Source organism: Pseudomonas sp. W3I7 (genome assembly GCF_030816095.1).
Lineage (GTDB): Bacteria > Pseudomonadota > Gammaproteobacteria > Pseudomonadales > Pseudomonadaceae > Aquipseudomonas > Aquipseudomonas salomonii.
Genome location: NZ_JAUSXP010000001.1, coordinates 1,865,282 through 1,890,586, shown reverse-complemented (window position 1 = coordinate 1,890,586; position 25,305 = coordinate 1,865,282). Strand labels below are relative to the sequence as shown.

Below are 25,305 nucleotides of genomic sequence, written 5' to 3'. Positions count from 1 at the left end.
CAGGATTACTTCTTGAGGACGAGTTCGACCGGGGTTTCGATCACGCCGTCTTTGGATTCGACTTTTTCACCCTTGACCAGCTTGAGCGCGTTCTGGATACCGAACACCGCTTGCTGCGCGGCGGCTTGGTCCGCGGTCGCCAGCACACGACCGTCTTGCAGCATAGGCTTGATGGCTTCGATATTGTCGTAGCCAACAACCAGTACCTTGCCGGCCTTGCCTGCCGCACGTACGGCGGAGACAGCGCCCAGGGCCATGTTGTCGTTACCCGCCAGCAACGCCTTGAGGTCCGGGTATTCGCTCAGCATGGCGGACGCCACTTTCTGGCCCTGGTCGATTTCCCAGTTACCCGATTGGGTGGAAACAATCTTCATGCCTGCCGCGTCCATCGCATCTTTGTAGCCTGCGGTGCGCTGCTGGGCATTGGTGGTGGTCGGCACGCCTTCGATGATGCCGACTTTGTCGCCCGAGGCCAGTTGCTTGGCCAGGTAGTCCCCCACCAGCTTGGAGCCTTTACGGTTGTCCGGACCTACGAACGGAATATCGAGGTTTTTGCTTTTGAGCACGTCCGGGTCAAGGCGGTTGTCGATGTTGACGACCTTGATGCCGGCATCGGAAGCTTTCTTCAACACGGTGACCAGCGCCTTGGAATCAGCCGGCGCGATCACGATGGCGTTTACCTTGGCGAGGATCATCTGGTTGACGATATCGATCTGTGCGCTGGTGTCGGTTTCGTTCTTGATCCCGTTGGTGATCATGTCGAAATCGGCAGCGTGTTCTTTCTGATAAGTCTTGGCGCCGTCCTGCATGGTCACGAAAAATTCGTTGGCCAGGGACTTCATCACCAGGCCGACCTTGGGTTTGGCGGCGGCGTCATCGGCAAAGGCAGAGGAAAGGGGCAGAGCAGCGGATGCGGCGGCAAGCACAGCGACAGCAAGAAGACGTCCAGCAAATGGCAGCTTCATGGGTTCACTCCGATCTTATGATTATTGTGAGCAACGCTTGCACTGTGAAACATCTCGCAAACGTTTGCGTTGCTCAAACTATGAGAACCTTGTCGAGATTTGTCAACGGGTGAAAAGCGTCTTTCATCCAGGCGCTCCGTTACCTTCCCTTACACCCTGGGGGGGCGCAGGATTAAACCTCAGCTTCTCCCCATCGTTGTCTAAAACGACAGGCTATGGCGCCCAAGTCACACACCCACCGTTGATATTCCCTCATGGTTTTCGGACAACCGAACGCAATACCACCTTGCTGTTCGGAATGCCGGACGAGCACGCTGCCCATTCATCTTAAAATTCAATATAAGTTGTTTTAAATCAACACGTTAATTTATGACTGCGAACATCATGGGCTTGGTACAAATCCTGCTCTTTCCAAGCACCTCGCGGCATTCAGAACGGCCCGGGTGTTCTCGATGAACCTGCTACAGCACTCATCAAAAACCAGAGAGAAAAATAATGAAATCTGCACTGAAGACTTTTGTTCCGGGCGCCCTCGCCCTTCTGCTGTTGTTCCCCGTTGCCGCCCAGGCAAAGGAAGTTGAAACCAAGACCAAACTGTCCAACGTGGTGATCCTCGCCACCGGCGGCACCATTGCTGGCGCCGGCGCCAGTGCGGCCAACAGTGCCACATACCAGGCGGCCAAAGTCGGCATCGAACAACTGATCGCCGGCGTGCCTGAGCTTAGTCAGATCGCCAACGTACGCGGCGAACAAGTGATGCAAATTGCGTCCGAAAGCATCAACAACGAAAACCTGCTGCAACTGGGCCGCCGTGTTGCCGAGCTGGCCGACAGCAAGGACGTGGACGGTATCGTGATCACCCACGGCACCGACACCCTGGAAGAAACCGCTTACTTCCTCAACCTGGTGGAAAAAACCGACAAGCCAATCGTAGTGGTCGGCTCCATGCGCCCAGGCACCGCCATGTCGGCGGACGGCATGCTCAACCTGTACAACGCCGTAGCCGTTGCCGGCAGCAAAGACGCACGCGGCAAAGGCGTGCTGGTGACCATGAACGACGAGATCCAATCGGGTCGCGACGTAAGCAAAATGATCAACATCAAGACTGAAGCGTTCAAGAGCCCATGGGGCCCGCTGGGCATGGTGGTTGAAGGCAAATCCTACTGGTTCCGCTTGCCTGCCAAGCGTCACACCATGGATTCCGAATTCGACATCAAGACCATCAAGAGCCTGCCGGACGTTGAAATCGCCTACGGTTACGGCAACGTGAGCGACACTGCGGTCAAAGCCCTGGCCCAGGCCGGCGCCAAAGCCATCATCCACGCCGGTACCGGCAATGGTTCGGTGTCTTCCAAGGTAGTGCCGGCCCTGCAGGAACTGCGCAAGCAAGGCGTGCAGATCATTCGTTCTTCCCACGTGAATGCCGGCGGTTTCGTTCTGCGCAATGCCGAGCAGCCTGACGACAAGTACGACTGGGTCGCCGCACATGACCTGAACCCACAAAAAGCCCGGATTCTGGCGATGGTTGCCCTGACCAAGACCCAGGACAGCAAAGAGCTGCAACGGATGTTCTGGGAATACTGATCCCCGGTAACACGGGTAGAGGCGGGTTCACCCGCTTCTACCTCTCCTCTTACACCTCGATACAAATCCCCGCGCTGCAAGACTTCGCTGAAAACGCTGCCAGACAAACCTCCTGAATTTTAAGCAGTTGCGAAAATCGTAACAGTTAAATACTGTATGCCCGTACAGCACACTAAGGAATACTCCGTGGCAACGTCCTCTTCTGCAGCGCCAACCCCTGACGCGTACGCACGCCTTGCCGTTCGCGTGCAAAAAATCATCAATTCGACCAACGCCCAAAAAGCCAAGGCTGCCTTGATCTTCCGCTTGCCGGATGAGCCTGAGGAGGAATGGGCGCGCTTGCTGGAGGAGATTGCGGAGAACGACAACGTCACCCTCGCCTACCGGGATGACGGCGGCGTGCAGATTTTCTGGGTTGTGCCGAAGGAAGATTGATTCAATGAGTGGCCGTTTTATTGCTGTTTTTTGCCTGTTTTTTGCCGTTACAGCCAACGCCCAGGCGCCTCGAACCTTCAGCGAGGCCAAGAAAGTCGCCTGGAAGCTCTACGCCCCGCAATCCACGGAGTTCTACTGTGGCTGCAAATACACCGGCAACCGCGTGGATTTGAAAGCCTGCGGTTACGTACCGCGTAAAAATGCCAACCGTGCCGCACGCATCGAATGGGAACATATCGTCCCGGCCTGGCAGATCGGGCATCAACGCCGGTGCTGGCAAACCGGCGGGCGCAAAAACTGCACACGCCATGATGATGTGTTCAAACGCGCCGAGGCCGACCTGCACAACCTGGTGCCGAGCATTGGCGAGGTTAATGGCGACCGTAACAACTTCAGTTTCGGCTGGCTGCCGGCGCAACGTGGGCAGTACGGCTCATGCCTGACCCAGGTAGATTTCAAGGCCAAAAAAGTCATGCCACGCCCGTCTATTCGCGGAATGATCGCCCGAACGTATTTTTACATGAGCAAACAATACGGCTTGCGCCTGTCAAAACAGGACCGCCAGTTGTATGAAGCCTGGAACAAGACCTACCCGGTGCAACCCTGGGAGCGCCAGCGCAACCAGACTGTGGCGTGCGTGATGGGGCGCGGTAACGAATTTGTCGGCCCAGTGAACCTTAAGACCTGCGGTTAAGCGTGGGCGGGGTTGCCGCCCACTCTGCCGGTTATTGCGCAGCCTTGTGCTCGATAACCTCGGATTCGGTATCGTTTTTCTTGGCACGTGCGAGCTTTTCGGTCAGCAGCGCCTGCTTGGCTTCAGCCTCGGCCTTGCTCGCGAACGGGCCTAGATACACCTCGTCCTTGCCGTCTGTTTTGACGATATAAAAATTGAAACCATGTTCGAGCAGCCAGGCAGTCAGGTCGGTGATTGCTTGCAGCTTATGGCCCGGCGGCCCTACCCACACGTCCCATTCCTGAGCGGCAATCGCCCCGGTTTGTGGCTGGCTTTCGGTCACGGCAGGCTTGGCCTTTGGGGCGTCAACCGGTTTACCTTCACCGCAACCGGCCAACGCCAACACCGCAATTGCCATCGCTACTTTACGCACTGCCCTGCTCCTTTAAGGATAAAGAGGCAACTTTATCATTCACTGTCTATTCTGGCCGTCATAAACGTTGGCTTAAACAATGCGAATGATGTATCGCAGACCTGTATGATGCCGCCATGGGAATTAATGTCGCCTCTATGCGTCCTAAAAGAGGCAGTCACAGGGAAGCGCTTAGCAGTAAGCTACACACATCCGACACCTGCCCTGTCTGAAACATGTGTCCTTAAAAGTAATCAAGGAGAAGTCCATGCTGATACTCACCCGCAAAGTTGGTGAAAGCATAAACATCGGTGATGACATCACGATCACCATCCTGGGCGTCAGCGGCCAGCAAGTACGAATCGGCATCAACGCCCCCAAGGACGTTGCCGTGCATCGCGAGGAGATCTACCAGCGCATTCAGGCTGGCCTGACCGCTCCGGACAAAAACCAGACTCCTTGACGCTTCACTCAGTAGCCAGCCTTTTCGTTCACTGTGATGGCTGGCGAAAACCCTTCCTCCCGCTCGCGGTTCCTGTATGACCGGCGTGCTCTGTGCTTTCAGCTACGCTGCAAGATGAAACTGTCTTGGCGACTGGAACTTGTTGCGTAATTCGCAGCCGAATTCCCTGACTATTACCCTGCCATCAGTGTGCGTTCAGGAGCACGTCGATGAGGCCGATTGCAAAACAGCCGCTTGTATCCAAGTCCTGGGGGATTGCCCTGCTGATAGGGCTGGCCTTCGTGGTGCTGGGATATGGCGTGAAGTTCGAGATCGAAACGGTCAGCGATCCCGGCAAACGTTCGTCGCTGGACCTGACACTGTTCTTGTGCGGCTATCTGTTCGTGTTCTGCCTGCAGCCTATTCAGAAAGCCATTTTGCGCAAATTATGCCAGCGTGCCGCGCAACGCGAGCATCCGAAAACCGCACGTTGATGGCCGCTAATCTGCTATCAGACTGCCGGTATTTACAGGTCGACGGTAGAATCTATGCTTGGGCTTGCACGATTTCTGAAAGGCGTTGACGCAGATGGATACCCTCAGCAAATCTGACATCGAAGCGGCCCTGGCGGCGCGTTTGCCCAGCTATGTGATCACCTGTACGTTACACACTGACGGCACCCTTTCCGCCATCCTTAGTGGCCCGGAAACCGACCATTTCGCGATTACCGGCATCGTGCGCGCGCACTACCGTGGCCCAGAGGCGATTGCCCGGCTTGCCAATGAAATCCTCAGGGAAATGGTGCTATCGCGCCAAGGCATCAAGAACAGCCGACTGCAGGCGCCACCCGATTCCCCTTCCTGCGCACAAGGCCGAGACCGATAACGGGCTCGGCTTTTTCGTTTCAGCCTTCCAGGCGCTGCAAGCGCAACGTGCCCTCTGCGTCGCGCAGAACCTGCAGCCGCTGATAGTCGTTAATGCAGGCATGCGCCGTGGCGATCGGCGTCAGGTGTGTAGCGGTGACGACCAGCACATCCGCACCGGCCGCCTCCCCGGCACGAATCCCTACCGAAGCGTCTTCGAACACCAGGCAATCCTGCACCGGCACACCCAGACGCTGGGCGCCCAACAGGTAACAGGCGGGATCCGGCTTGCCGCTGGCAACGTCCTCGGCCGTCACCAGCACGGCTGGGGGCGCGATACCTGCCGCTGCCAGGCGACGTAATGCCAGTTCCTTGGGCGCAGACGTGACCAGTGCCCATTGATCACCGGGCACGCTATTCAGAAACTCGACAGCACCGGGAATCGCCACCACGCCCTCGACATCGTTGATTTCCGCCTCGGTAATCCACTGCGCTTCAACGTCGGGATCCACACCTGGCAGCGCCTGACGGGTAATGGTGTCAATGGCGCGTGCGCCATGAATGGTGGCCAGGAAAGCCGCCACCTCAAGACCGTGGCGTTCAGCCCAGATGCTCCACACACGCTCGGCGGCGGCAATGGAGTTGAGCAAGGTACCGTCCATATCGAACAGGAAGGCGCGGTAACGCTGGTTAAACACAACTGAACCTCGGATGGACACTGCGTGGCTTCCTCATAGGCGGTAACAAATAATCGGCCCGATGCAATCTACGGGTCACCTTCTCGCTTGTAAACGCCAGTAGCACCTGGCGGACCTGGCGGACCTGGCATTTGGATTACAGGTTTGTAATGAACCTGTAAGCCTTGTCAGCACCCTCGCTTCATACAGTGGCGTCGTCAGTCACTCACATCGGGTGACGCAACTTCCCACTGATGATAAAGGGCCCCACGATGAAACCTGCTAGCAAACTCTGCCTGATCGCCGCCAGCCTGTTGATGCTGGGCACCGGCACCGCCATGGCCGCCACTGTCGCGCCGGTCAAGGCCAACAACGTGGTGCTGGTGCACGGCTCCTGGGCTGACGGCTCAAGCTGGTCCGAGGTGATTACGCGCCTGCAGGCCGCCGGGCTGCATGTGACCGCCGTCCAGAACCCGCTGACTTCGGTGGCCGATGACGTCGCTGCCACCAACCGCGTGCTGGACCAACAGGACGGCCCGACCGTGCTGGTCGGTCACTCCTACGCCGGCACCGTGGTCAGCGATGCCGGGGCGAACCCCAAGGTCAGCTCACTGGTGTATGTGGCCGCCCGCGCACCGGACGCCAACGAAGACTTCGTCGCCCTGTCTGCCAAGTACCCCAGCACGCCGGTGCGTGCCGGTGTCGTCGAGCACGACGGTTACCTGACGCTGAACCAGGACGCCTTCCTCAAGTACTTCGCCGCCGACGTGCCGCGCGCCAAAGCCCTGGAGCTGTTCGCCGTACAACAGCCGATCGCCAAGACCCTGTTCAGCGGCCGCACGGTGAATGCCGCCTGGCACACCAAGCCGTCGTGGTACGCGGTGTCGAGCAACGACCAGACCATCAACCCGGACCTGGAGCGTTTTCTGGCCAAGCGCATGAACGCCACCACCATCGAACTGCCGTCGAGCCACTTGTCGCTGGTGTCCCACGCCAAGGAAATCACCGACCTGATCCTTGAAGCGTCCGGCCGCCAGCCTTAAGCCACGCATTACAAACTTGTCATCATCCTGTTGGTTGGCTGTTTGGGGTGCCTGGTTACTGTGAACTCACTGCCAGCCCCGGCAGCCAACCCTTAAAGAGAGCTACTGCCATGAAACTGTTTATTTTCGGCTTTGCCGCTTTGCTTGCCACCGGTTCCGCGTTCGCTGCCGACACCGCCCCCGACGCTAACGTGATCCACGACAAAACCGGCTTCTTCGTGCACCTTGACGTAGCCAAAGTGCTGTCGAGCACCGACACCTACGGCCAGTGCGGGATCGTCCCGGCGCAACTCAAATACCTCGACTCCCAGGACCGCGAACACGTGCTGGACTACCAGGTACAAGGCATCGGTTGCGCCAGTGACAATTGATCCGGCTACACTTGCGCAACGCAACGAACCAGGGCATTTCCCATGAACATCCTCGTAGTCGAAGACGAACCCAAGGCCGGCAATTACTTGCTCAATGGCCTGCAGGAACTGGGGTACTCGGTGAGCCTCGCCCGCGACGGCGTAGACGGCTTGCACCAGGCGCTGGAAACACCCTTCGACGTGATCGTGCTGGATGTGATGATGCCGAAAATGGACGGCTGGGAAGTGCTGCGCCGCCTGCGCAAAGAGGCCGACACGCCGGTGCTGTTCCTCACCGCTCGCGATGACATCGCCGACCGCATCAAAGGCCTGGAACTGGGCGCCGACGATTACCTGATCAAGCCTTTCTCCTTCGCCGAGCTGGTCGCGCGCTTGCGTACCCTGACGCGTCGCGGCCCGAGTCGCGAAGAAGAACAACTGCACATCGCCGACCTGCAGATCGACGTGCTCAAGCGCCGCGTCACCCGCAGCGGCACGCGCATAACGCTGACCAACAAGGAGTTCGCCCTGTTGCACCTGTTCGCCACGCACCAGGACCAGGTGTTATCACGCTCGATGATTGCTTCGCGGGTCTGGGACATGAACTTTGACAGCGACACCAATGTGGTCGACGTCGCCGTGCGGCGCCTGCGCCTGAAAATCGACGACCCGTTCCAGCTCAAGTTGATCCACAGCGTGCGGGGCATCGGCTACCGCTTCGACACCCAGCCATGAACCGCCGCCGCCATTATTCGCTGACCCTGCGCCTGGCGTTGATCTTCGCCCTGCTCGCCTTCGCCCTGCTCGCCACCTTGGGCGTTGCGTTGTACCGCGAGCTTGAGCGTGAGCTGATCAAGCGTGACGACGCCGCGCTGATCTATCGCGCCGACCAGTTGCGCAACCTGCTCAACGACAGCAACACCCTGGACCTGATCAAGACCAAGCCGGAGCTGTTCCAGAACATGCTGGGCAACAGCGAGTCGGTGCTGAGCATCGCGGCGCCGGGGCAAAAGCCGTTGCTGCTGGTAAACCCGGGCAATATTGCAATGCCGGATGTGCCGCCTGTGCCCACCAACCGTGAACTGGGCTTTGCCGACGTGCACCATTTACCCGGTATCAATGGCGTGCCCTTCGCCACCGTGGCCGCGTCCATCGCCTCAGGCGACCTGGGCAGCCTGCAAGTCACCACCGGGCGCCTGATGACCGAACGCACGGCGATGCTCGCCAGCTATCGCTTGAGCGTGTTTATCCTCGCCAGCATCGCTGCCGTCATCCTCGCCATCGTCAGCTACCTGCTGGTGCACCGCGGGCTGGTGCCGCTGCGGCGCCTGGCCGTGCACACCCAGGGCATAGGCGTGGGCAACCTGGCCGAACGCCTCGACAGCCACGGCGCGCCCAAAGAGCTGCTGCCGATGATCGACGCCTTCAACACCATGCTTGAACGGTTGGCCAAGGGCTTTGTACAACTGGGCCAAGTGTCCACCGACATGGCCCACGAGCTGCGCACGCCGATCAACAACTTGCTGGGGGAAACCCAGGTCGCCCTGCAACAGAGCCGTAACGTCGAGAGCTACCAGCAACTGCTGGCGTCCAATGTCGAAGAACTCGAACGCCTGGCGCGAATGCTCGACAATATGCTGTTCCTCGCCCGCACCGACCCGGCCAGCGCACTGCGCCAACGCCAGGAACTGAATGCGGCGGATGAAGTGGAGCGTATAGCGGACTACTTCGAAGGGTTGGCGAGCGATGTGGGTATTCACATTCAGGCTGAAGGCGAAGGCCTGATCTGGGCCGAACCGATGCTGTTGCGACGCGCACTGGCAAATTTATGTGCAAACGCCATCAAGTACGGCGCACCCCGTTCGCAGTTGCTGATTCAGGCCATTCCAGAGGCCGAGGGTATCCACCTGCGCGTCAGCAACCAGGGGCAGACCATTCCCGCCGAGCATTTGCCGCGCCTGTTCGAGCGTTTTTACCGGGTGGATGAGTCGCGGGAACGTTCTGCCCAATCGAACGGGCTGGGGCTGTCGATCGTGGCGACCATCATGCAGTTGCACAACGGTCGCTACAGTGTCACCAGTGAGGCCGGAGTGACCTGTTTTGAGTTGTTTTTCCCCAGGCGCGAAGCCTGAACACCTCGAGCCGGGTCAACTGACCTGGCCACCGGCCTGCACCACATCCACCTGTGTGCTCCATGCCACCTGCACCGCCAGGCGCAGGCCTTCAACGGTGGTCACCAATGGCATCGATGCCAGCCCGGTTCCCACCACCTGCTCCGGCAGGTTCGGCACATGGATGAAGCCACTGCGCACGCCCGTACCGGCCAGCGCATGCTGCAACAGGTAAAACACCTGATTGCACACAAAAGTGCCCGCCGTCTGCGAAACCGCCGCAGGCACCCCGGCCTCGCGCAGCGCCTTGACCATGGCCTTGATCGGCAGTGTGCTGAAGTACGCGGCCGGCCCATCGACCACCACCGGCGTATCGACGGGTTGCGCACCCAGGTTGTCGGGGATACGCGCGTCGTTAACGTTGATCGCCACCCGCTCCATGGAAATACTGCTACGCCCCGGCCCAAGCCCCGTAGCGATCACCATCGCCGGGCGCAATTGGGTGATCCACTCAGCCAGGCACTCCCCCACCAGGGCAAATGCACAGGGCAGTCGGCGCGCAACAATCTGCACATCCTCACCCAATAGCATCCCATCCAACTGGCGCACGGCCTCCCAGGACGGGTTGACCGGGTCTTGATCAAAGGGCTCGAAGCCCATCAACAGTAACGTTTGCATCCTCGCCTCACATCAACAGGTAGAGCAGCACAATATTGACCACCAGCATCATCAGTGCCGTCGGCAGCTGCGCTTTGATGACCGCGTTCTTGTCGGGCAACTCCAGCAAGGCTGCCGGGACAATATTGAAGTTGGCCGCCATCGGCGTCATCAACGTGCCGCAATAGCCGGAGAACATGCCAATCGCCGCCATCACCGCCGGGTTGCCGCCATAGATGCCCACCAGCACCGGCACGCCGACACCACCGGTCATCACCGGGAACGCGGCAAAACCATTGCCCATGATCACCGTAAACAACGCCATGCCCAATACATACACCATCACCGCCACCAGCTTGAAATCCAGGTTGATATAGGTGGTAGTGACATGGGCAACCGCGGTGCCGACCCCGGCTTCATTGAACAGCAAGCCGAGCATGGCGAGCATTTGCGGGAGCACCATGGCCCAGCCCAAGGCTTCGGTCAGGCGCCGGGACTCGCGCAAGGCTTGCACCGGTGTGTCGCGGGTCAGCCAGCAGGCCAGGCCGAGGGCGATCAGGCAACCGATGCCCAGGGAGACAAAGGTAGTGTTTTTCGGATCCAGCAGCGGCACACCGCCGATTTCGGTGTGCTTGAGCAATACCGAGCCAATCACGGTGGTCAGCGGAATGGCCAACGCCGGGATAAACAGCTTGTGGCCAAGCCGACCGGCACTGGCGCGGGCAGACTTGTCATGCAACTGGGCATGCGCGCCACGCCCCACGCCGCCCAAACCTGCGATCAAGGCCATGATCACCACGCCCACGCCGATAACCACCGGCGGTAAGCGCTCCCCGACCAGGAACGGAATGGCGAATAACAGCCAGAACACCGCGCTGGACCAGCGTTTGGGATGAGTTCGATCCAGCAGGATCATGCCGGCGGTAATCAACAGCAGAATGCCGGCCAGCCAGTACAGGTACTCGATGGAGATGATCATTGCGCAGACTCCACCGGGGTGGCGACGGGCGTCATCTCGCGGGTAAGCCTGCGGTCGAACCGATGCAGGCGAATCGCGTGGATGATAAACGCACAAATCGCCGTCGGGATGCCCCACACCGCGATGTGTAAAGGCTCTACATCAATTCCCGAACCGAGCAGGAAGGTGTGCATCAGCGCAATCGCACCAAAGGCGACAAAAATATCTTCGCCAAAAAACAGCCCGACGTTGTCGGTCGCCGCACACATCGCCAATACCTTGTGGCGCACCTTGTCCGGCAGCTTGCCGTAGCGTTTTTCCGCTGCGCCCTCGGCCATCGGTGCCAACAACGGGCGCACCATCTGCGGATGCCCGCCCAGGCTAGTGAGGCCCATGGCCGCCGTGGACTCGCGCACGAACAGGTAGATGATCAACAAGCGCCCGACAGTGGCGCGCTCGAAGCGGGCGATCCAGTTCTGCGCATGCAGGCGCAGGCCATGGCGCTCCAACAGGCCAATGACGGCCAGGGGCAGCAACAGGATCAATTGCAGGGCGCGGGTCTGAAGGAAGCCTTCACCCATGCTGGCGAGGATTTTTTCCAACGGGAAGTGGGCGGCAAGCCCGGTGGCGATGGCTGCGGCGGTCACCACCAGCAACGGATTGAAGCGCAGGACGAAGCCAACCACGATGACAAGTACGCCGATCAACGGCCATAGGTTCACAACAGTTTGCATGACGATGAAGTCCTAGAATGCGCGCTGCGGCGCCATGACGGCAGGATGTGAACAAAGGGTTCACAGCATGAAAGTGGCGTGCAGCCCGACGTGGTTTTTTATTGTTGACCTGGAAGGTCGAGCGTCAGTGGCGGCAACTGTGCTGCTTGGGGGCGGGAGGTGTCCAACAAGAAAAATTGTTGCTGCAAACCAATAAATTTTGTCGGTGATTAGCGCCGGATGGCCCGGCGCTTTGCGGGCGCTCAGCTCAAGCGTTTGTGGAAAAAATGGCGTTTATGGCCCGGCGGGAAATCAGCAATATGGCCAAATTCAGTGAAGCCCTGCTTGCGATAAAACCCGGGCGCCTGGAAGCTGAACGTGTCCAGCCAGATGCCCTCGCATCCGCGCTCACGGGCCAAGTCTTCAGCCGCACGCATCAATCGTGTGCCCGTGCCTTGGGTGCGCATCTGGTCAGGGATGCTCAAGAGCTCAATGAACAACCATCCAAAGGAAATCTCGCCGTAAAGACCGCCGACCACCTCTTGAGAAGCAGGATCACGCAGCAGAATGCCGACCGTTTCGGACGGCATCTTGCCGGTGTGGCTGCGGTTGTAAGCCCTCAGCGGCGTGAGGATGGCCTCACGTTCCTGTGCCGTCACGTCGAACGATACTTCCATTGCCAATACCATCACAGACTCCCTGGGTTGAATTCAGTCGCCGCTTAGTATGCCTTGGGCGCGGCAGACAGTCAGAGCTGCTTGAGCGTTTCCCGCTGCACTTCCTGCAAGCCAGCCTCAGTGATTTTTTTCCAATCGCTTTCAGTCACAGCCTGCATGCTTTCGCTTTTTCGCGTCACCACGTTCAACGTGGTCTGGCCGGGAGTTTCAATACGCAGATGGGATTTGTTGGTGACGTCTACTGAGAAGAACCCTGGGCTAAACCAAGACCAGAACTCAACGATATGCACCTTTACAGGTGCCGCATCCGCAGTGCCCGGTTCGGTGACTACTTGGTAACCCGCCTGCTTGTAGGCGGCGGCAACCGACTCATTCACCAACTGGGAGACGGTACGACCGGACGGTAGCAATACATCACCCAGCCCTTTGCCAAAGCCATTTCTCTTGCGCGCAATGGCACGTTCAGTGATCGACTTATCGGCCACTTCGTCATTTTTCAACGAAGGGATATCGGCGCTACGGGGGGAAATTTCAAAGACGCGTTCGTCAACAGTGCTGATCAGCACCTTCTTGCCATTACTGGTTGCGACGGGCTGGGTAGCAGCCAATGAAGCAACATTGATATCTAATTCCGAGCGGCTTGTGGCGCATCCTGCCAAAACCATTAATGCTGCAACCCCCAACACTGTGCGAACGCTCATAGCTTCTACTCCATATCGCCGTCATTGGCACGACCGGGACCGGTCGATGGCGAGTGTACCTAGAAGATGGCACTTCAGCATTACTCGCAAAACGCTAAAAGCAGGCGATTTGCGCGTATGCCCGCAGCATTTAGTTGGGGCGTTCAACATCATGATTTTCAAGGTACCGGGGCGGCTTCGCAGCCCAACGCAGGGCAAGCCTGCTCGCCACAGTGACAGCCCGCAAGGGTAGGGATAACTGCGCTCGGTCGCATAGGAGCGGCTTGACCGTGGGGAATCCGATTCCGGGCCTATACTCATTGAAGTGCTGCGCGGTCCTGCGCAGCGCTCAGCGCAGTATTGCCGACGGAGGCAAACGCTATGTACGCCGGACAAAAGAGTATGGCGACAACAAATGGTGAGATACGCTGCCAAATGTTTGCACAGATTATCTGCCTGTTATCGGTGGCGACGCTTTTCTGCTAATCCACTTTTCAACGCAGTAACCCGCCAAGCGGTCTGGGCAGGTATTGCCAAAATTCCAGCCAAAAAAAAGAGCCCACCGTTCGGTGAGCCCTTCAACACTCAAGGTTTTGCACGTGCCGCAGGTGCGAAACTCAGGCCAACTCGGCCAAGTCTTTTACATCAAAAGGCTTCAAGTCGGCCGAATTACCCGATCGGATTTTCCTTACCCACTGCGCGTCACTCAACAGTGCCCGCCCAACAGCGATCAAGTCGAACTCTTCGTTCTCCAGTCGCTTTACCAAATTGTCGATCGCAGCCGGTTGGGAGCTTTCGCCGCTGAAGGCGCCGAGGAAGTCGCCGGACAAGCCCACAGAGCCGACACTGATAGTCGCAGCGCCCGTCAGCTTTTTGGCCCAACCGGCAAAATTCAGACCCTGTTCGCCGTCCAGCTCCGGAAACTCGGCTTCCCAAAAGCGCCGTTGAGAGCAATGCAAAATGTCCACGCCGGCTTCCACCAGAGGCACCAGCCAATCGGACATGCTTTCAGGGGTTGTCGCCAAACGGGCGCTGTAATCCTGCTGCTTCCACTGACTCAGACGCAGAATCACCGGGAAATCCGGGCCTACGGCGGCGCGTATGGCCTTGACCACTTCCGCTGCGAACCGTGAGCGCTCCTTGATCGTTGCACCATTGAAACGGTCGGCGCGCTCATTCGTACCCGGCCAGAAAAACTGGTCCAACAGGTATCCGTGGGCCCCGTGTATTTCGACCGTATCAAAACCCAGTCGCTGGGAATCAGCGGCGGCCCTGGCGAATGCCGCGATGGTGTCGGCAATCGCCTCATCATTCATGGCCTGCCCCAGTGGTTTCTGCGGGCCGGCAAGCCCGGACGGGCTCTCAAACCCACCGGCGGGTGCCCAGTCTTCCTGGAAGCTGGGCGCGGCCCCTACGTGCCAAATCTGCGGCCCCATTTTGCCACCGGCACTGTGAACACCGTCGATGACTGCCTTCCAGCCTGCGAGTGATTCATCGCCATGGAAAAACGGAATCCCCGACATGTTACGCGCGCCAGGACGATCCACCACAGTCCCCTCAGACAGAATCAACCCGACCTGGTTTTCCGCGCGCTTGCGGTAATAGGCGGCAATTTGCTCGTCAGGCACACCGCCCTTGGCGAAAGCGCGCGTCATAGGGGCCATTACAATTCGATTCTTCAGGCTCAAAGACTTGATCGTGAATGGCTGAAACAGAGAGTCGAGCTGGGTAGAACTCATGGAAAGATGCTCCGAGCAAAAAGGAGATCTCATGGTATAAGATGTATACCTAATATCAATAAGGCACTTATAAGTGCTCAGGTTTACGCGAGGAAACCACATGCAGGAACACGGTATTCAGGCGCTGGAACAAAACCAGAGCCCTCCAGTCGTCTATGCCGCTGATTGCTCAAGCCGGGTATTGCTCGATCAGATCGCGGACAAGTGGTCCGTATTGATACTGGCAACGCTGTGTAAAAGCCCGCTGCGCTTCAACGAAATCAAACGTCGACTCGATGGCATAACGCAAAAAGCGCTCACGCAAAGCCTGCGTCGCCTGGAGCGTAACGGCATTTTGTCGCGCCGCGTCATTCCGTCTTCTCAAGTCGCCGTCGAATACAGCGTTACCGACCTGGGGCATACGCTGGAAGAGCCATTTCGTGCGTTGTACAGGTGGACACTCCAATATTCTGACGCGGTCAAGAACGCCCAGGAGGCCTTCGATAAGCGTGCAGAAGAGCAGTAACACGACGGGTAAAAGCTTAACGATAGCGGCGGGAGTGTTGAGAAGGGAGTTTTACAAATCGCAGGCAACAAAAAAGGGCCCACCTTTCGGTGAGCCCTTCTAGACCGCCCAGCAGAGCGGATTTTGTTTGGTAGGCGCGATTGGACTCGAACCAACGACCCCCACCATGTCAAGGTGGTGCTCTAACCAACTGAGCTACGTGCCTGCTGTGAGGCGGCATTCTACGGAATTCCGAAGGTGTGTCAACATCTTTTTTGCAGCTAACCCTATGAATATGCGAATTTTTTATTTGTGAAAGGCATGCCCAGGATTTTTGGGTGGCTGGCAGGCATTTTTCAACTCAGGTAGGATCGGCGCAATCGTAAAAAATATAAAACAGAGGTTCCAGGATGGCGAACACCCCCTACCCCCAGTCGTATTACGCCGCGTCCGCGAATGCGGTTGCGCCACGCCCGGTGCTGCAAGGTGAAGTCGAAACCGATGTGTGCGTGATTGGCGCCGGTTACACCGGCCTGTCCAGCGCGCTGTTTCTGCTGGAGAACGGTTTTCGCGTGACGGTACTGGAAGCCGCCAAGGTCGGGTTTGGCGCCTCGGGCCGTAATGGCGGGCAGATCGTCAACAGCTATAGCCGCGACATCGACGTGATCGAACGCAGCGTCGGCCCCAAGCAGGCGCAACTGTTGGGGCAGATGGCGTTTGAAGGCGGCAGGATCATTCGCGAGCGCGTGGCCAAGTACCAGATCCAGTGTGACTTGAAGGACGGCGGCGTGTTCGCTGCGCTCAACAGCAAGCACATGGGCCACCTGGAGTCCCAGCAGCGCCTGTGGGAGCGCTATGGTCATACGCAACTTGAGTTGCTGGATGAGCGCCGTATCCGCGAAGTAGTGGCCTGTGACAACTATGTCGGCGGCCTGCTGGACATGAGCGGCGGGCATATTCACCCGCTCAACCTGGCACTGGGCGAAGCCGCGGCGGTGGAATCCCTGGGCGGCACGATTTACGAGCAATCGGCGGCGGTGCGCATCGAGCGCGGCGCCAACCCGGTGGTGCACACCGCCGAGGGCAAGGTCAGGGCCAAGTTCATCATCGTGGCCGGCAATGCCTACCTGGGCAATCTGGTGCCGGAGCTGGCGGCCAAGTCGATGCCGTGCGGCACCCAGGTCATCACCACCGCGCCGCTGGGCGATGAACTGGCCAAGACCTTGCTGCCCCAGGATTACTGCGTCGAGGACTGCAACTACTTGCTGGACTACTACCGCCTCACCAGTGACAAGCGCCTGATCTTCGGCGGCGGCGTGGTGTATGGCGCACGCGACCCGGCCAACATCGAAGCGATCATCCGCCCGAAGATGCTCAAGGCCTTCCCGCAGCTCAAGGATGTGAAGATTGATTACGCCTGGACCGGCAATTTCCTGCTGACTCTGTCGCGCCTGCCACAGGTGGGTCGCCTGGGCGACAACATTTATTACTCACAAGGCTGCAGTGGCCACGGCGTGACGTACACGCACCTGGCTGGCAAGGTGCTGGCAGAGGCGTTGAGAGGCCAGGCAGAGCGTTTTGACGCGTTTGCCGACTTGCCGCACTACCCGTTCCCGGGCGGGCAACTGTTGCGCACACCGTTTGCGGCACTGGGCGCTTGGTATTACGGGCTGCGGGATAAGTTGGGGTTCTGAGGCAATACAACTGTGGGAGCGGGCTTGCTCGCGAATGCGGTGTGTCAGCGAGAGCACTTTTCACTGAACCACCGCATTCGCGAGCAAGCCCGCTCCCACATAAAGCCAAATCGCAGACACAAAAAACCCCGGTCTTTCGACCAGGGTGTTTGCTATCGGGTCAAAGCAGCTTAACGCTTGCTTTGTGTTCCAAGGCGTTCAGTGGGCCTTGAAACAGATATGGCGCAGCGGACGGGACTCGAACCCGCGACCCCCGGCGTGACAGGCCGGTATTCTAACCGACTGAACTACCGCTGCGTATCGCTTGACCAGCTGAGCCTAAACGCTCAACCGCCTTTAAACATCTGACTGAGCAGCCCAAGCTGTTCAATCTCAAACCCGATAAATCGGACCTGGAAAATATGGCGCAGCGGACGGGACTCGAACCCGCGACCCCCGGCGTGACAGGCCGGTATTCTAACCGACTGAACTACCGCTGCGCGTCGGTGCAACCTTTAACGTTGCGTCTTGCCCGAAGGCAAAACTCTCAAGAAGTGGTGGGTGATGACGGGATCGAACCGCCGACCCTCTGCTTGTAAGGCAGATGCTCTCCCAGCTGAGCTAATCACCCTTTGCTTCGTTGAGGCCGCGAAATTTACGCAGGTAGCGGACCTAAGTCAATAGCCTGCTTGAAGTTTTTCTGAAAAAGACAAAATTGCTTCAAGACGGCTACCTGCCCTACTCGCTGTAAATCATCTTCTTGCTCATACCGCCGTCAACCACAAACTCTTGCCCGGTGACAAACCCCGCCTGACGCGACAGCAGCCACGCCACCATCGCCGCCACGTCCTCAACCGTGCCCACCCTGCCCGCCGGATGCTGGGCATGATCGGCATCGGTCAAAGGTTCGGCACGCCGCGCCGCAGGGTCACGCGCATCGATCCAGCCAGGGCTGACGGCATTGACCCGCACCTCCGGCCCAAGACTCATGGCCAAGGCGTGCGTCAGGGCCAGCAGCCCGCCCTTGCTCGCCGCATAGGCCTCGGTGTCGGGCTCCGATTGACGCGCACGGGTCGAGGCCAGGTTGACGATCGCGCCGCCATGGGCACGCAGGTAAGGCGCACAGTGCTTGGCCAGCAACATCGGCCCGCTGAGGTTCACCGCCAGCACGCGATTCCAGTACGCCAGGTCGAGGCTTTCGAGGGTGATATTGCGCGGGTCGGCCACCGCTGCGTTGCACACCAACGCATCCAGGCGCCCGAACTGGCCGAGCACTTCGGCAACGCCCTGGGCGACCTGCTTCTCGTCGGCCACGTCCATGGTGATAAACCAGGCGTTGTCACCCAGCACCCTGGACACCTTGGAACCGCGCTCGCGGTCCAGGTCGGTCAACACCACCTGCCAGCCTTCGCTGATCAGCCACGCCGCGATCCCGAGACCAATGCCCCGGGCGGCGCCCGTCACCAGCGCAACACGGCCGTTACCGGCCGCTGCCGTTTCCATGGACCACTCGATCACAAGGCCGCCAGCCCGCGAGCCAGGTCAGCTTGCAGGTCAGCTACGTCTTCCAGGCCCACTGCAATGCGGATCAGGCTGTCACGGATGCCGGCAGCTTCACGTTCCTGCGGCGCCAGGCGCCCGTGGGAGGTGGTGCCCGGGTGGGTGATGGTAGTTTTGCTGTCACCCAGGTTGGCCGTGATGGAGATCAGGCGCGTCGCATCGATAAAGCGCCAGGCACCGTCTTTGCCGCCTTTTACTTCAAAGCTCACCACGGCGCCGAAACCACGCTGCTGGCGCTGGGCCAACGCGTGTTGCGGGTGGCTCTTGAGACCGGCGTAGTGGACTTTCTCAATCCCGTCCTGCTGCTCCAGCCACTCGGCCAGGGCCTGGGCGTTGGCACAGTGGGCCTTCATACGCAGGCTGAGAGTCTCCAGGCCTTTGAGGAAGATCCAGGCGTTAAACGGGCTCAGGGTCGGCCCGGCGGTGCGCAAGAAGCCCACCACTTCCTTCATCTGCTCGCTGCGGCCGGCGACTACGCCGCCCATGCAACGACCCTGGCCGTCGATGAACTTGGTGGCCGAGTGCACAACAATGTCCGCGCCCAGCTTCAACGGCTGTTGCAGCGCCGGCGTGCAGAAGCAGTTATCGACCACCAGCATCGCGCCCTTGGCGTGGGCCACTTCGGACAACGCGGCGATATCCACCAACTCGGCCAGCGGGTTGGAAGGCGACTCGACGAACAACAACTTGGTGTTGGCCTTGATCGCCGCATCCCAGCCGGACAGATCCGCCAGGGGCACGTAGTCCACTTCGATGCCGAAGCGCTTGAAGTACTTCTCGAACAGGCTGATGGTGGAGCCGAACACACTGCGCGACACCAGCACATGGTCGCCAGCACTGCACAGGCTCATCACCACAGCCAGGATCGCGGCCATGCCGGTCGCCGTGGCCACTGCTTGCTCGGCACCTTCCAGGGCGGCGATACGCTCTTCGAACGCACGCACGGTCGGGTTGGTGTAACGCGAATAGACGTTGCCCGGCACTTCGCCGGCAAAGCGCGCAGCCGCGTCGGCAGCGGTGCGGAACACATAGCTGGAAGTGAAGAACATCGGGTCACCGTGCTCACCTTCCGGGGTGCGGTGCTGACCGGCGCGCACAGCCAGGGTATCGAAAGCTACGCCATCGAGGTCGCTGTCCAACCGACCGGCATCCCATTCCTGACTCATGCTGCGACTCCTTACTCAATACTCTGTTTAAGATACAAAACCGGCCCCTCAGGGCCGGTGTTTACTCAGTTGTTGTACAGATCGATGATCGCGCTGACCGCCTGGGTCTTGATCTTCGATGAATCGTTACGCGCCTGCTCGATCTTGTTCAGGTAGGCCTCATCGACATCGCCCGTCACATACTTGCCGTCGAACACGGCGCAGTCGAACTCGGCGATCTTGATCTTGCCACCACCGACCGCCTCGATCAGGTCCGGCAGGTCCTGATAGATCAACCAGTCAGCGCCGATCAGGTCGGCCACATCCTGGGTCGAACGGTTGTGAGCGATCAACTCGTGGGCGCTCGGCATGTCGATACCGTAAACGTTCGGATAACGCACGGCAGGTGCGGCGGAGCAGAAGTACACGTTCTTCGCACCGGCTTCGCGGGCCATCTGGATGATCTGCTTGCAGGTGGTGCCGCGCACGATGGAATCGTCGACCAGCATCACGTTCTTGCCGCGGAACTCCAGCTCGATGGCGTTGAGCTTCTGGCGCACCGACTTCTTGCGGGCTGCCTGGCCAGGCATGATGAAGGTACGGCCGATGTAACGGTTCTTGACGAAGCCTTCGCGGAACTTGACGCCCAAGTGGTTGGCCAGCTCCAGCGCAGCGGTACGGCTGGTGTCCGGGATCGGGATCACCACGTCGATATCGTGCTCGGGACGCTCGCGCAGGATCTTCTCGGCCAGCTTCTCGCCCATGCGCAGGCGCGCCTTGTACACCGAAACACCGTCGATGATCGAGTCCGGACGCGCCAGGTAGACGTGTTCGAAGATGCACGGGGTGAGTTTCGGCGCAATCGCGCACTGACGGGTGTGCAGCTTGCCGTCTTCGGTGATGTACACCGCTTCGCCCGGCGCGAGGTCGCGGATCAGGGTGAAGCCCAGCACATCCAGGGACACGCTTTCGGAGGCGATCATGTACTCGACGCCTTCGTCGGTGTGACGCTGGCCGAACACGATTGGGCGAATGCCGTGCGGGTCACGGAAACCGACGATGCCATAACCGGTGATCATTGCGACGACAGCATAACCACCGACACAACGGTTGTGCACGTCAGTCACGGCGGCGAACACATCTTCTTCGGTCGGCTGCAGCTTGCCGCGCTGGGCCAGCTCGTGGGCGAACACGTTGAGCAGCACTTCCGAGTCGGAGTTGGTGTTGACGTGGCGCAGGTCAGATTCGTAAATCTCCTTGGCCAGCTGTTCAACGTTGGTCAGGTTACCGTTGTGCGCCAGGGTGATGCCGTAAGGCGAGTTGACGTAAAACGGTTGAGCTTCGGCCGAGGTCGAGCTACCGGCAGTCGGGTAACGCACATGGCCAATGCCCATGTGCCCGACGAGGCGCTGCATGTGACGCTGATGGAACACGTCACGCACCAGGCCATTGTCCTTGCGCAGGAATAACCGGCCGTCGTGGCTGGTCACAATACCGGCAGCGTCCTGGCCGCGGTGCTGGAGGACGGTTAGCGCGTCATACAGCGCCTGATTGACGTTCGACTTACCGACGATACCGACGATGCCACACATGCGACGCAACCCCTACTTAATGAATCTTGACTGAACACTACTTACTGAGGCGTTTTGGCCGGCAAGAGGTGTTCCTTGAACGGAAGATCAGCGGGTACGCTGATTCCGCTGGCCAGCCACTGACTGCTCCACCCCAATATGAGGTTCTTGGACCAATCTGCAACCAATAGAAATTTTGGCACGAGTACCGACTCCTGCCACCACGAATCCTGCTGTACCGGCCCCAGGCTCAACAGCCCGACCGCCACAACCACCAGCAAGCCGCCACGTGCGGCGCCGAAGGCCATGCCGAGAAATCGATCGGTCCCGGAAAGGCCGGTGACACGTATCAACTCGCCAATAAGATAATTGACCATTGCCCCCACCAACAGCGTGGCGATGAACATGATGGCGCAGCCCGCAATGACGCGAGCCGAAGGTGTTTCGATATACCCGGCCAGGTAAACCGACAGTGAACCACCGAACATCCAGGCTACAACTCCTGCGATGATCCAGGTCAGCAACGACAGTGCTTCTTTTACGAAGCCGCGGCTTAGACTGATCAAAGCGGAGATGGCGACGATTGCTACGATCGCCCAATCAACCCAGGTAAATGGCACAGTGCAGCCTACGTACGGATAAGGCGGCGCATTTTAGCAGAGCGCTGGGCTATCGGTAAGCTGTGATTGTGGGTGCTTTGCAAATCAATGGGTTGAGCAATCTAAAGACCACCCAAACACTGTGGGAGCTGGGCTTGTGTGGGAGTCAGGCTTGTGTGGGAGCTGGCTTGCCTGCGATGGCATCACCGCGGTCTAACTTAAAGTCCGAGGCGCCTGCATCGCAGGCAAGCCAGCTCCCACACAAGCCAGCTCCCCCATTTGGCCTGCATTCCAACTAGAAGTCGTCTGTTACTCAGCCGCGCTCAGGCTGGAACCGCACCACAAACCCATTCAGGTTCTGCTGACGCCCCAGCAGGTCACGCAGGCGATCCGCCTCGGCGCGCTCGATCAGCGGCCCGATGAATACGCGATTTTTGCCGTCGGCACTGCGGATATAGGCGTTATAGCCCTGGGCACGCAGTTTTTTCTGCAAGGCATCGGCGCTTTCACGGTTGGCCAGGCTGGCGAGCTGGATCGACCAACTGATCGGCAGGCCATTCGGGTCGATACGGCTTTGACCGACATCCGGCTTACCCGGTGCGGCAGGTTGCGGCGCTACCGGCTTGGGTGCAGGGGCTGGCGCTGCAGGCTTGGCAGCCACCACAGGAGCCGCTGGAGCGGGCGCCGGCTTGACCACCGGCACGCTCTGTTGCACCGGCGCTGCTGGCGCCGCTGGAGCCGTTTGCGCAGCCACCTCGTCATCGCTCGGCACCGGTTCTTCAGGCAGCGCCTGCGGCTCGGGCACCACCACCGGCTCTACCTGAACCTGCGGCATCGCTGGCGCCTGTGGCGCTGCCGGTGCCTCGACCACGACCTGACGCTGTTCGTCCTGGCGCGAAAACAGCATCGGCAGGAAAATCACCGCCAATGCCACCAATACCAGCGCTCCGACCATTCGCTGCTTGTATGCGCTATCCAGTAATGCCATGTGCAGCTTCCTCCGTGGAGCGCCGGGCCAACCACTCAAGCGCCTCGGCAACACAATAAAATGATCCGAACAACAGAATCTCGTCCTCGGCCGTCGCCACCGCACATTGCGCTTCAAGCGCTGCAGTGACGCTTGCATACGACGCCACCGGCGCGCCAAGGTTCTGCAAGGCCACTTGCAGTTCCGCAGCCGGGCGACTGCGCGACGTGTCCAGCGGCGCTACCGCCCAAGCCTGGACATTGCCGAGTAACGGCGCAACCACACCCTCCAGATCCTTGTCGGCCAACAAGCCGAATACCGCCAGGCGCCGACCCACCGGCGGCGTGCGCGCCAGGCGTTGCGCCAGGTACTCGGCGGCGTGCGGGTTGTGCCCCACATCCAGCAACACGTTCAGGCGCTTGCCTTCCCACTCGAATGTGCGGCGATCCAGGCGCCCCACTACACGGGTAGCCAGCAACGTGGCGGCGATCTGCTCGGGATTCCACGGCAGGTCCATCAACAGATAGGCCTGCAGCGCGAGGGCGGCGTTTTCCATCGGCAGGTTCAGCAGCGGCAAATCCCGCAGCGCTACCACCTGACCGCGCGCGTCACGCCCGCGCCACTGCCAATGCTGGTCGCCAACTTCGAGATTGAATTCGCGGCCGCGCAGGTAAAACGGACAATCCAGCTCGCGCACCTTGTCCAGCAAAGGCTGCGGCGGGTCCAGGTCACCACACAGCGCCGGCTTGCCCTGGCGGAAGATCCCGGCCTTTTCATAAGACACCGACTCGCGGGTATTGCCCAGATAGTCCGCATGGTCGACACCAATGCTGGTTACCAGCGCAATATCGGCGTCCACCACGTTGACGGTATCCAGGCGCCCGCCAAGCCCGACTTCCAGCACGACCACATCCAACTGCGCACGCTCGAACAGCCAGAACGCCGCCAAGGTGCCCATTTCGAAGTAGGTCAGGGAAATTTCGCCACGCCCGGCATCCAGTGCGGCGAAGGCTTCGCAGAGCTGTGCGTCAGTGGCTTCGACACCATTGAGCTGCACCCGCTCGTTATAACGCAGCAGGTGCGGAGAATTGTAGACGCCTACTTTAAGCCCTTGGGCTTGCAGCAGCGCCGCGACAAAGGCACAGGTAGAGCCTTTGCCGTTGGTGCCGGTCACCGTGATCACACGCGGCGCCGGCCGGCCCAACCCGAGGCGGGCCGCTACCTGTTGCGAGCGCTCCAGGCCCATGTCGATGGCTGACGGATGCAACTGCTCAAGGTAGGCGAGCCATTCGCCCAGGGTACGTTGGGTCATAGGTTTGCTGGCACCGGCGGAACAACGATAGGTTCGATTTTTGGTGCGACATACACAGGCGTCGGCAAGCCCATCATTTGCGCCAGCAGGTTACCCAGGCGCGGACGCAGTTCACCGCGCGGGATGATCAGGTCGATCGCACCGTGCTCCAGCAGGAACTCGCTGCGCTGGAAGCCTTCCGGCAGTTTTTCACGCACGGTTTGCTCGATCACGCGCGGGCCGGCAAAGCCGATCAGCGCTTTCGGCTCGCCGACGATCACGTCGCCCAGCATCGCCAGGCTGGCGGAAACGCCGCCGTAAACCGGGTCGGTCAGTACCGAGATGAACGGGATGCCTTCTTCACGCAGACGCGCCAGCACCGCAGAGGTCTTGGCCATTTGCATCAGGGAGATCAGCGCTTCCTGCATGCGCGCACCACCGGAGGCGGCAAAGCAGATCATCGGGCAACGGTTTTCCAGCGCGTAGTTGGCGGCACGTACAAAACGCTCACCAACGATGGCACCCATGGAGCCGCCCATGAAGGAGAACTCGAACGCGGACACTACCACCGGCATGCCCAGCAGCTTGCCGCTGACCGAAATCAGCGCGTCTTTTTCGCCGGTCTGCTTCTGCGCAGCGGTCAGGCGGTCCTTGTACTTCTTGCCGTCGCGGAACTTGAGACGGTCTACCGGCTCCAGGTCTGCGCCCAGCTCGTTACGGCCGTCGGCATCAAGGAAGATGTCGATGCGCGCGCGGGCGCCGATACGCATGTGGTGGTTGCACTTGGGGCAAACGTCCAGGGTCTTTTCCAGCTCCGGGCGGTACAGCACCGCTTCGCAGGATGGGCACTTGTGCCACAGACCTTCAGGAACCGAGCTTTTCTTCACCTCGGAACGCATGATCGAAGGGATCAGTTTGTCTACTAACCAGTTGCTCATGCTTTCTTTCTCCAGTACCGGTGGCTTGAACACAGCCCCGCGTATGCCCTTGAGCTAAATTCATATGTGGCGATGACACAGGCTGGACGGGGTCAGAC

The 25,305-nt window shown here is 59.6% G+C and carries 28 protein-coding genes and 4 tRNA genes; 12 read left to right on the top strand and 20 right to left on the bottom strand.

The window, feature by feature from the left end:
* Nucleotides 1-5: 5 nt before the first annotated feature.
* Nucleotides 6-965 carry a sugar ABC transporter substrate-binding protein gene (locus tag QF043_RS08945; RefSeq protein WP_307418217.1) on the bottom strand — a complete coding sequence of 320 codons (960 nt, stop codon included), beginning with the start codon at nucleotides 963-965 and terminating at the stop codon, nucleotides 6-8.
* A gap of 495 nt (nucleotides 966-1,460) precedes the next feature.
* Here QF043_RS08945 and QF043_RS08940 point away from each other — a divergent pair, with 495 nt between their 5' ends.
* From QF043_RS08940 to QF043_RS08930, 3 genes are all read left to right on the top strand, one after another.
* Complete coding sequence (locus tag QF043_RS08940; RefSeq protein ID WP_056861272.1) at nucleotides 1,461-2,549, top strand: asparaginase; 1,089 nt, start codon at nucleotides 1,461-1,463, stop codon at nucleotides 2,547-2,549.
* 186 nt (nucleotides 2,550-2,735) lie between these two features.
* Nucleotides 2,736-2,984, top strand: a complete 249-nt coding sequence (locus QF043_RS08935; RefSeq protein WP_017138765.1) for a DUF1654 domain-containing protein — start codon at nucleotides 2,736-2,738, stop codon at nucleotides 2,982-2,984.
* Between the two features lie 4 nt (nucleotides 2,985-2,988).
* Nucleotides 2,989-3,678: an endonuclease I family protein gene (locus QF043_RS08930; RefSeq protein WP_307418216.1), complete on the top strand. Its 690-nt coding sequence runs from the start codon at nucleotides 2,989-2,991 to the stop codon at nucleotides 3,676-3,678.
* A 31-nt stretch (nucleotides 3,679-3,709) separates the two neighbouring features.
* Here QF043_RS08930 and QF043_RS08925 read toward each other — a convergent pair whose 3' ends face one another.
* Nucleotides 3,710-4,075, bottom strand: a complete 366-nt coding sequence (locus QF043_RS08925; protein WP_069786629.1) for an SPOR domain-containing protein — start codon at nucleotides 4,073-4,075, stop codon at nucleotides 3,710-3,712.
* 262 nt (nucleotides 4,076-4,337) lie between these two features.
* On the opposite strand from QF043_RS08925, the gene csrA reads away from it, so the two are divergent.
* The 3 genes from csrA to QF043_RS08910 all read left to right on the top strand — a co-directional run bounded on the left by csrA (nucleotide 4,338) and on the right by QF043_RS08910 (nucleotide 5,396).
* The gene (csrA, locus tag QF043_RS08920; protein ID WP_003192511.1) at nucleotides 4,338-4,532 is read left to right on the top strand and encodes a carbon storage regulator CsrA; all 195 of its coding nucleotides are present in this window, start codon (nucleotides 4,338-4,340) and stop codon (nucleotides 4,530-4,532) included.
* Between the two features lie 209 nt (nucleotides 4,533-4,741).
* Entirely contained in the window at nucleotides 4,742-5,005 is a 264-nt protein-coding gene (locus QF043_RS08915) for a hypothetical protein (RefSeq protein WP_307418215.1), read from the top strand.
* A 94-nt stretch (nucleotides 5,006-5,099) separates the two neighbouring features.
* Nucleotides 5,100-5,396 (top strand): hypothetical protein, encoded by a 297-nt coding sequence (locus QF043_RS08910; protein WP_307418214.1) that lies wholly within the window; start codon nucleotides 5,100-5,102, stop codon nucleotides 5,394-5,396.
* Between the two features lie 19 nt (nucleotides 5,397-5,415).
* Here the strand turns inward: QF043_RS08910 and QF043_RS08905 are convergent, their stop codons facing one another.
* Nucleotides 5,416-6,093 (bottom strand): HAD family hydrolase, encoded by a 678-nt coding sequence (locus tag QF043_RS08905; RefSeq protein WP_307418213.1) that lies wholly within the window; start codon nucleotides 6,091-6,093, stop codon nucleotides 5,416-5,418.
* 230 nt (nucleotides 6,094-6,323) lie between these two features.
* Here QF043_RS08905 and QF043_RS08900 point away from each other — a divergent pair, with 230 nt between their 5' ends.
* The 4 genes from QF043_RS08900 (at nucleotide 6,324) to QF043_RS08885 (ending at nucleotide 9,576) form a co-directional block, all read left to right on the top strand.
* Nucleotides 6,324-7,094, top strand: a complete 771-nt coding sequence (locus tag QF043_RS08900; protein ID WP_219268818.1) for an alpha/beta fold hydrolase — start codon at nucleotides 6,324-6,326, stop codon at nucleotides 7,092-7,094.
* 110 nt (nucleotides 7,095-7,204) lie between these two features.
* Nucleotides 7,205-7,465 (top strand): DUF2790 domain-containing protein, encoded by a 261-nt coding sequence (locus tag QF043_RS08895; RefSeq protein WP_307418212.1) that lies wholly within the window; start codon nucleotides 7,205-7,207, stop codon nucleotides 7,463-7,465.
* Nucleotides 7,466-7,507: 42 nt separating this feature from the next.
* The gene (locus QF043_RS08890) at nucleotides 7,508-8,179 is read left to right on the top strand and encodes a heavy metal response regulator transcription factor (protein ID WP_065911817.1); all 672 of its coding nucleotides are present in this window, start codon (nucleotides 7,508-7,510) and stop codon (nucleotides 8,177-8,179) included.
* Nucleotides 8,176-9,576: a heavy metal sensor histidine kinase gene (locus QF043_RS08885; RefSeq protein ID WP_307418211.1), complete on the top strand. Its 1,401-nt coding sequence runs from the start codon at nucleotides 8,176-8,178 to the stop codon at nucleotides 9,574-9,576. Before QF043_RS08890 ends, QF043_RS08885 begins: the two co-directional genes overlap by 4 nt.
* A 15-nt stretch (nucleotides 9,577-9,591) precedes the next feature.
* Here the strand turns inward: QF043_RS08885 and pcp are convergent, their stop codons facing one another.
* The 6 genes from pcp to QF043_RS08855 form a co-directional block, all read right to left on the bottom strand.
* Complete coding sequence (gene pcp, locus QF043_RS08880; RefSeq protein WP_307418210.1) at nucleotides 9,592-10,233, bottom strand: pyroglutamyl-peptidase I; 642 nt, start codon at nucleotides 10,231-10,233, stop codon at nucleotides 9,592-9,594.
* A 7-nt stretch (nucleotides 10,234-10,240) separates the two neighbouring features.
* Complete coding sequence (locus QF043_RS08875) at nucleotides 10,241-11,191, bottom strand: DUF979 domain-containing protein (RefSeq protein ID WP_138451949.1); 951 nt, start codon at nucleotides 11,189-11,191, stop codon at nucleotides 10,241-10,243.
* A complete protein-coding gene (locus QF043_RS08870; RefSeq protein WP_305454298.1) occupies nucleotides 11,188-11,904 on the bottom strand; it encodes a DUF969 domain-containing protein in 717 nt (238 codons plus the stop codon). The genes QF043_RS08875 and QF043_RS08870 overlap by 4 nt, the downstream gene beginning before the upstream one ends.
* Before the next feature lie 242 nt (nucleotides 11,905-12,146).
* Nucleotides 12,147-12,572, bottom strand: a complete 426-nt coding sequence (locus QF043_RS08865) for an N-acetyltransferase (protein WP_307418209.1) — start codon at nucleotides 12,570-12,572, stop codon at nucleotides 12,147-12,149.
* Nucleotides 12,573-12,631: 59 nt separating this feature from the next.
* Nucleotides 12,632-13,261 carry a flagellar biosynthesis protein gene (locus QF043_RS08860; protein WP_307418208.1) on the bottom strand — a complete coding sequence of 210 codons (630 nt, stop codon included), beginning with the start codon at nucleotides 13,259-13,261 and terminating at the stop codon, nucleotides 12,632-12,634.
* 596 nt (nucleotides 13,262-13,857) lie between these two features.
* Complete coding sequence (locus QF043_RS08855) at nucleotides 13,858-14,979, bottom strand: NADH:flavin oxidoreductase (protein ID WP_307421339.1); 1,122 nt, start codon at nucleotides 14,977-14,979, stop codon at nucleotides 13,858-13,860.
* 100 nt (nucleotides 14,980-15,079) lie between these two features.
* On the opposite strand from QF043_RS08855, the gene QF043_RS08850 reads away from it, so the two are divergent.
* Complete coding sequence (locus QF043_RS08850; protein WP_307418207.1) at nucleotides 15,080-15,484, top strand: helix-turn-helix domain-containing protein; 405 nt, start codon at nucleotides 15,080-15,082, stop codon at nucleotides 15,482-15,484.
* Between the two features lie 128 nt (nucleotides 15,485-15,612).
* Here QF043_RS08850 and QF043_RS08845 read toward each other — a convergent pair.
* Nucleotides 15,613-15,689, bottom strand: a tRNA-Val gene (locus tag QF043_RS08845).
* A gap of 184 nt (nucleotides 15,690-15,873) precedes the next feature.
* Here QF043_RS08845 and QF043_RS08840 point away from each other — a divergent pair.
* Nucleotides 15,874-17,157, top strand: a complete 1,284-nt coding sequence (locus QF043_RS08840; protein ID WP_307418206.1) for an FAD-binding oxidoreductase — start codon at nucleotides 15,874-15,876, stop codon at nucleotides 17,155-17,157.
* Between the two features lie 220 nt (nucleotides 17,158-17,377).
* Here QF043_RS08840 and QF043_RS08835 read toward each other — a convergent pair.
* From QF043_RS08835 to accD, 10 genes are all read right to left on the bottom strand, one after another.
* Nucleotides 17,378-17,454: transfer RNA gene (locus QF043_RS08835), tRNA-Asp, on the bottom strand.
* Between the two features lie 105 nt (nucleotides 17,455-17,559).
* Nucleotides 17,560-17,636, bottom strand: a tRNA-Asp gene (locus QF043_RS08830).
* 55 nt (nucleotides 17,637-17,691) lie between these two features.
* Nucleotides 17,692-17,767: transfer RNA gene (locus QF043_RS08825), tRNA-Val, on the bottom strand.
* Between the two features lie 107 nt (nucleotides 17,768-17,874).
* Complete coding sequence (locus QF043_RS08820; RefSeq protein ID WP_058419757.1) at nucleotides 17,875-18,639, bottom strand: SDR family oxidoreductase; 765 nt, start codon at nucleotides 18,637-18,639, stop codon at nucleotides 17,875-17,877.
* 11 nt (nucleotides 18,640-18,650) lie between these two features.
* Nucleotides 18,651-19,862 carry an O-succinylhomoserine sulfhydrylase gene (locus tag QF043_RS08815; protein ID WP_307418205.1) on the bottom strand — a complete coding sequence of 404 codons (1,212 nt, stop codon included), beginning with the start codon at nucleotides 19,860-19,862 and terminating at the stop codon, nucleotides 18,651-18,653.
* Between the two features lie 65 nt (nucleotides 19,863-19,927).
* Nucleotides 19,928-21,433 (bottom strand): amidophosphoribosyltransferase, encoded by a 1,506-nt coding sequence (gene purF, locus QF043_RS08810; protein ID WP_017138746.1) that lies wholly within the window; start codon nucleotides 21,431-21,433, stop codon nucleotides 19,928-19,930.
* Between the two features lie 41 nt (nucleotides 21,434-21,474).
* Nucleotides 21,475-22,032, bottom strand: a complete 558-nt coding sequence (locus QF043_RS08805) for a CvpA family protein (RefSeq protein WP_003212681.1) — start codon at nucleotides 22,030-22,032, stop codon at nucleotides 21,475-21,477.
* A 292-nt stretch (nucleotides 22,033-22,324) separates the two neighbouring features.
* A complete protein-coding gene (locus QF043_RS08800; RefSeq protein ID WP_305454302.1) occupies nucleotides 22,325-22,999 on the bottom strand; it encodes an SPOR domain-containing protein in 675 nt (224 codons plus the stop codon).
* The gene (gene folC, locus QF043_RS08795) at nucleotides 22,983-24,290 is read right to left on the bottom strand and encodes a bifunctional tetrahydrofolate synthase/dihydrofolate synthase (RefSeq protein ID WP_307418204.1); all 1,308 of its coding nucleotides are present in this window, start codon (nucleotides 24,288-24,290) and stop codon (nucleotides 22,983-22,985) included. The genes QF043_RS08800 and folC overlap by 17 nt, the downstream gene beginning before the upstream one ends.
* Nucleotides 24,287-25,207, bottom strand: a complete 921-nt coding sequence (gene accD, locus QF043_RS08790; protein WP_307418203.1) for an acetyl-CoA carboxylase, carboxyltransferase subunit beta — start codon at nucleotides 25,205-25,207, stop codon at nucleotides 24,287-24,289. The genes folC and accD overlap by 4 nt, the downstream gene beginning before the upstream one ends.
* Nucleotides 25,208-25,305: the final 98 nt, after the last annotated feature.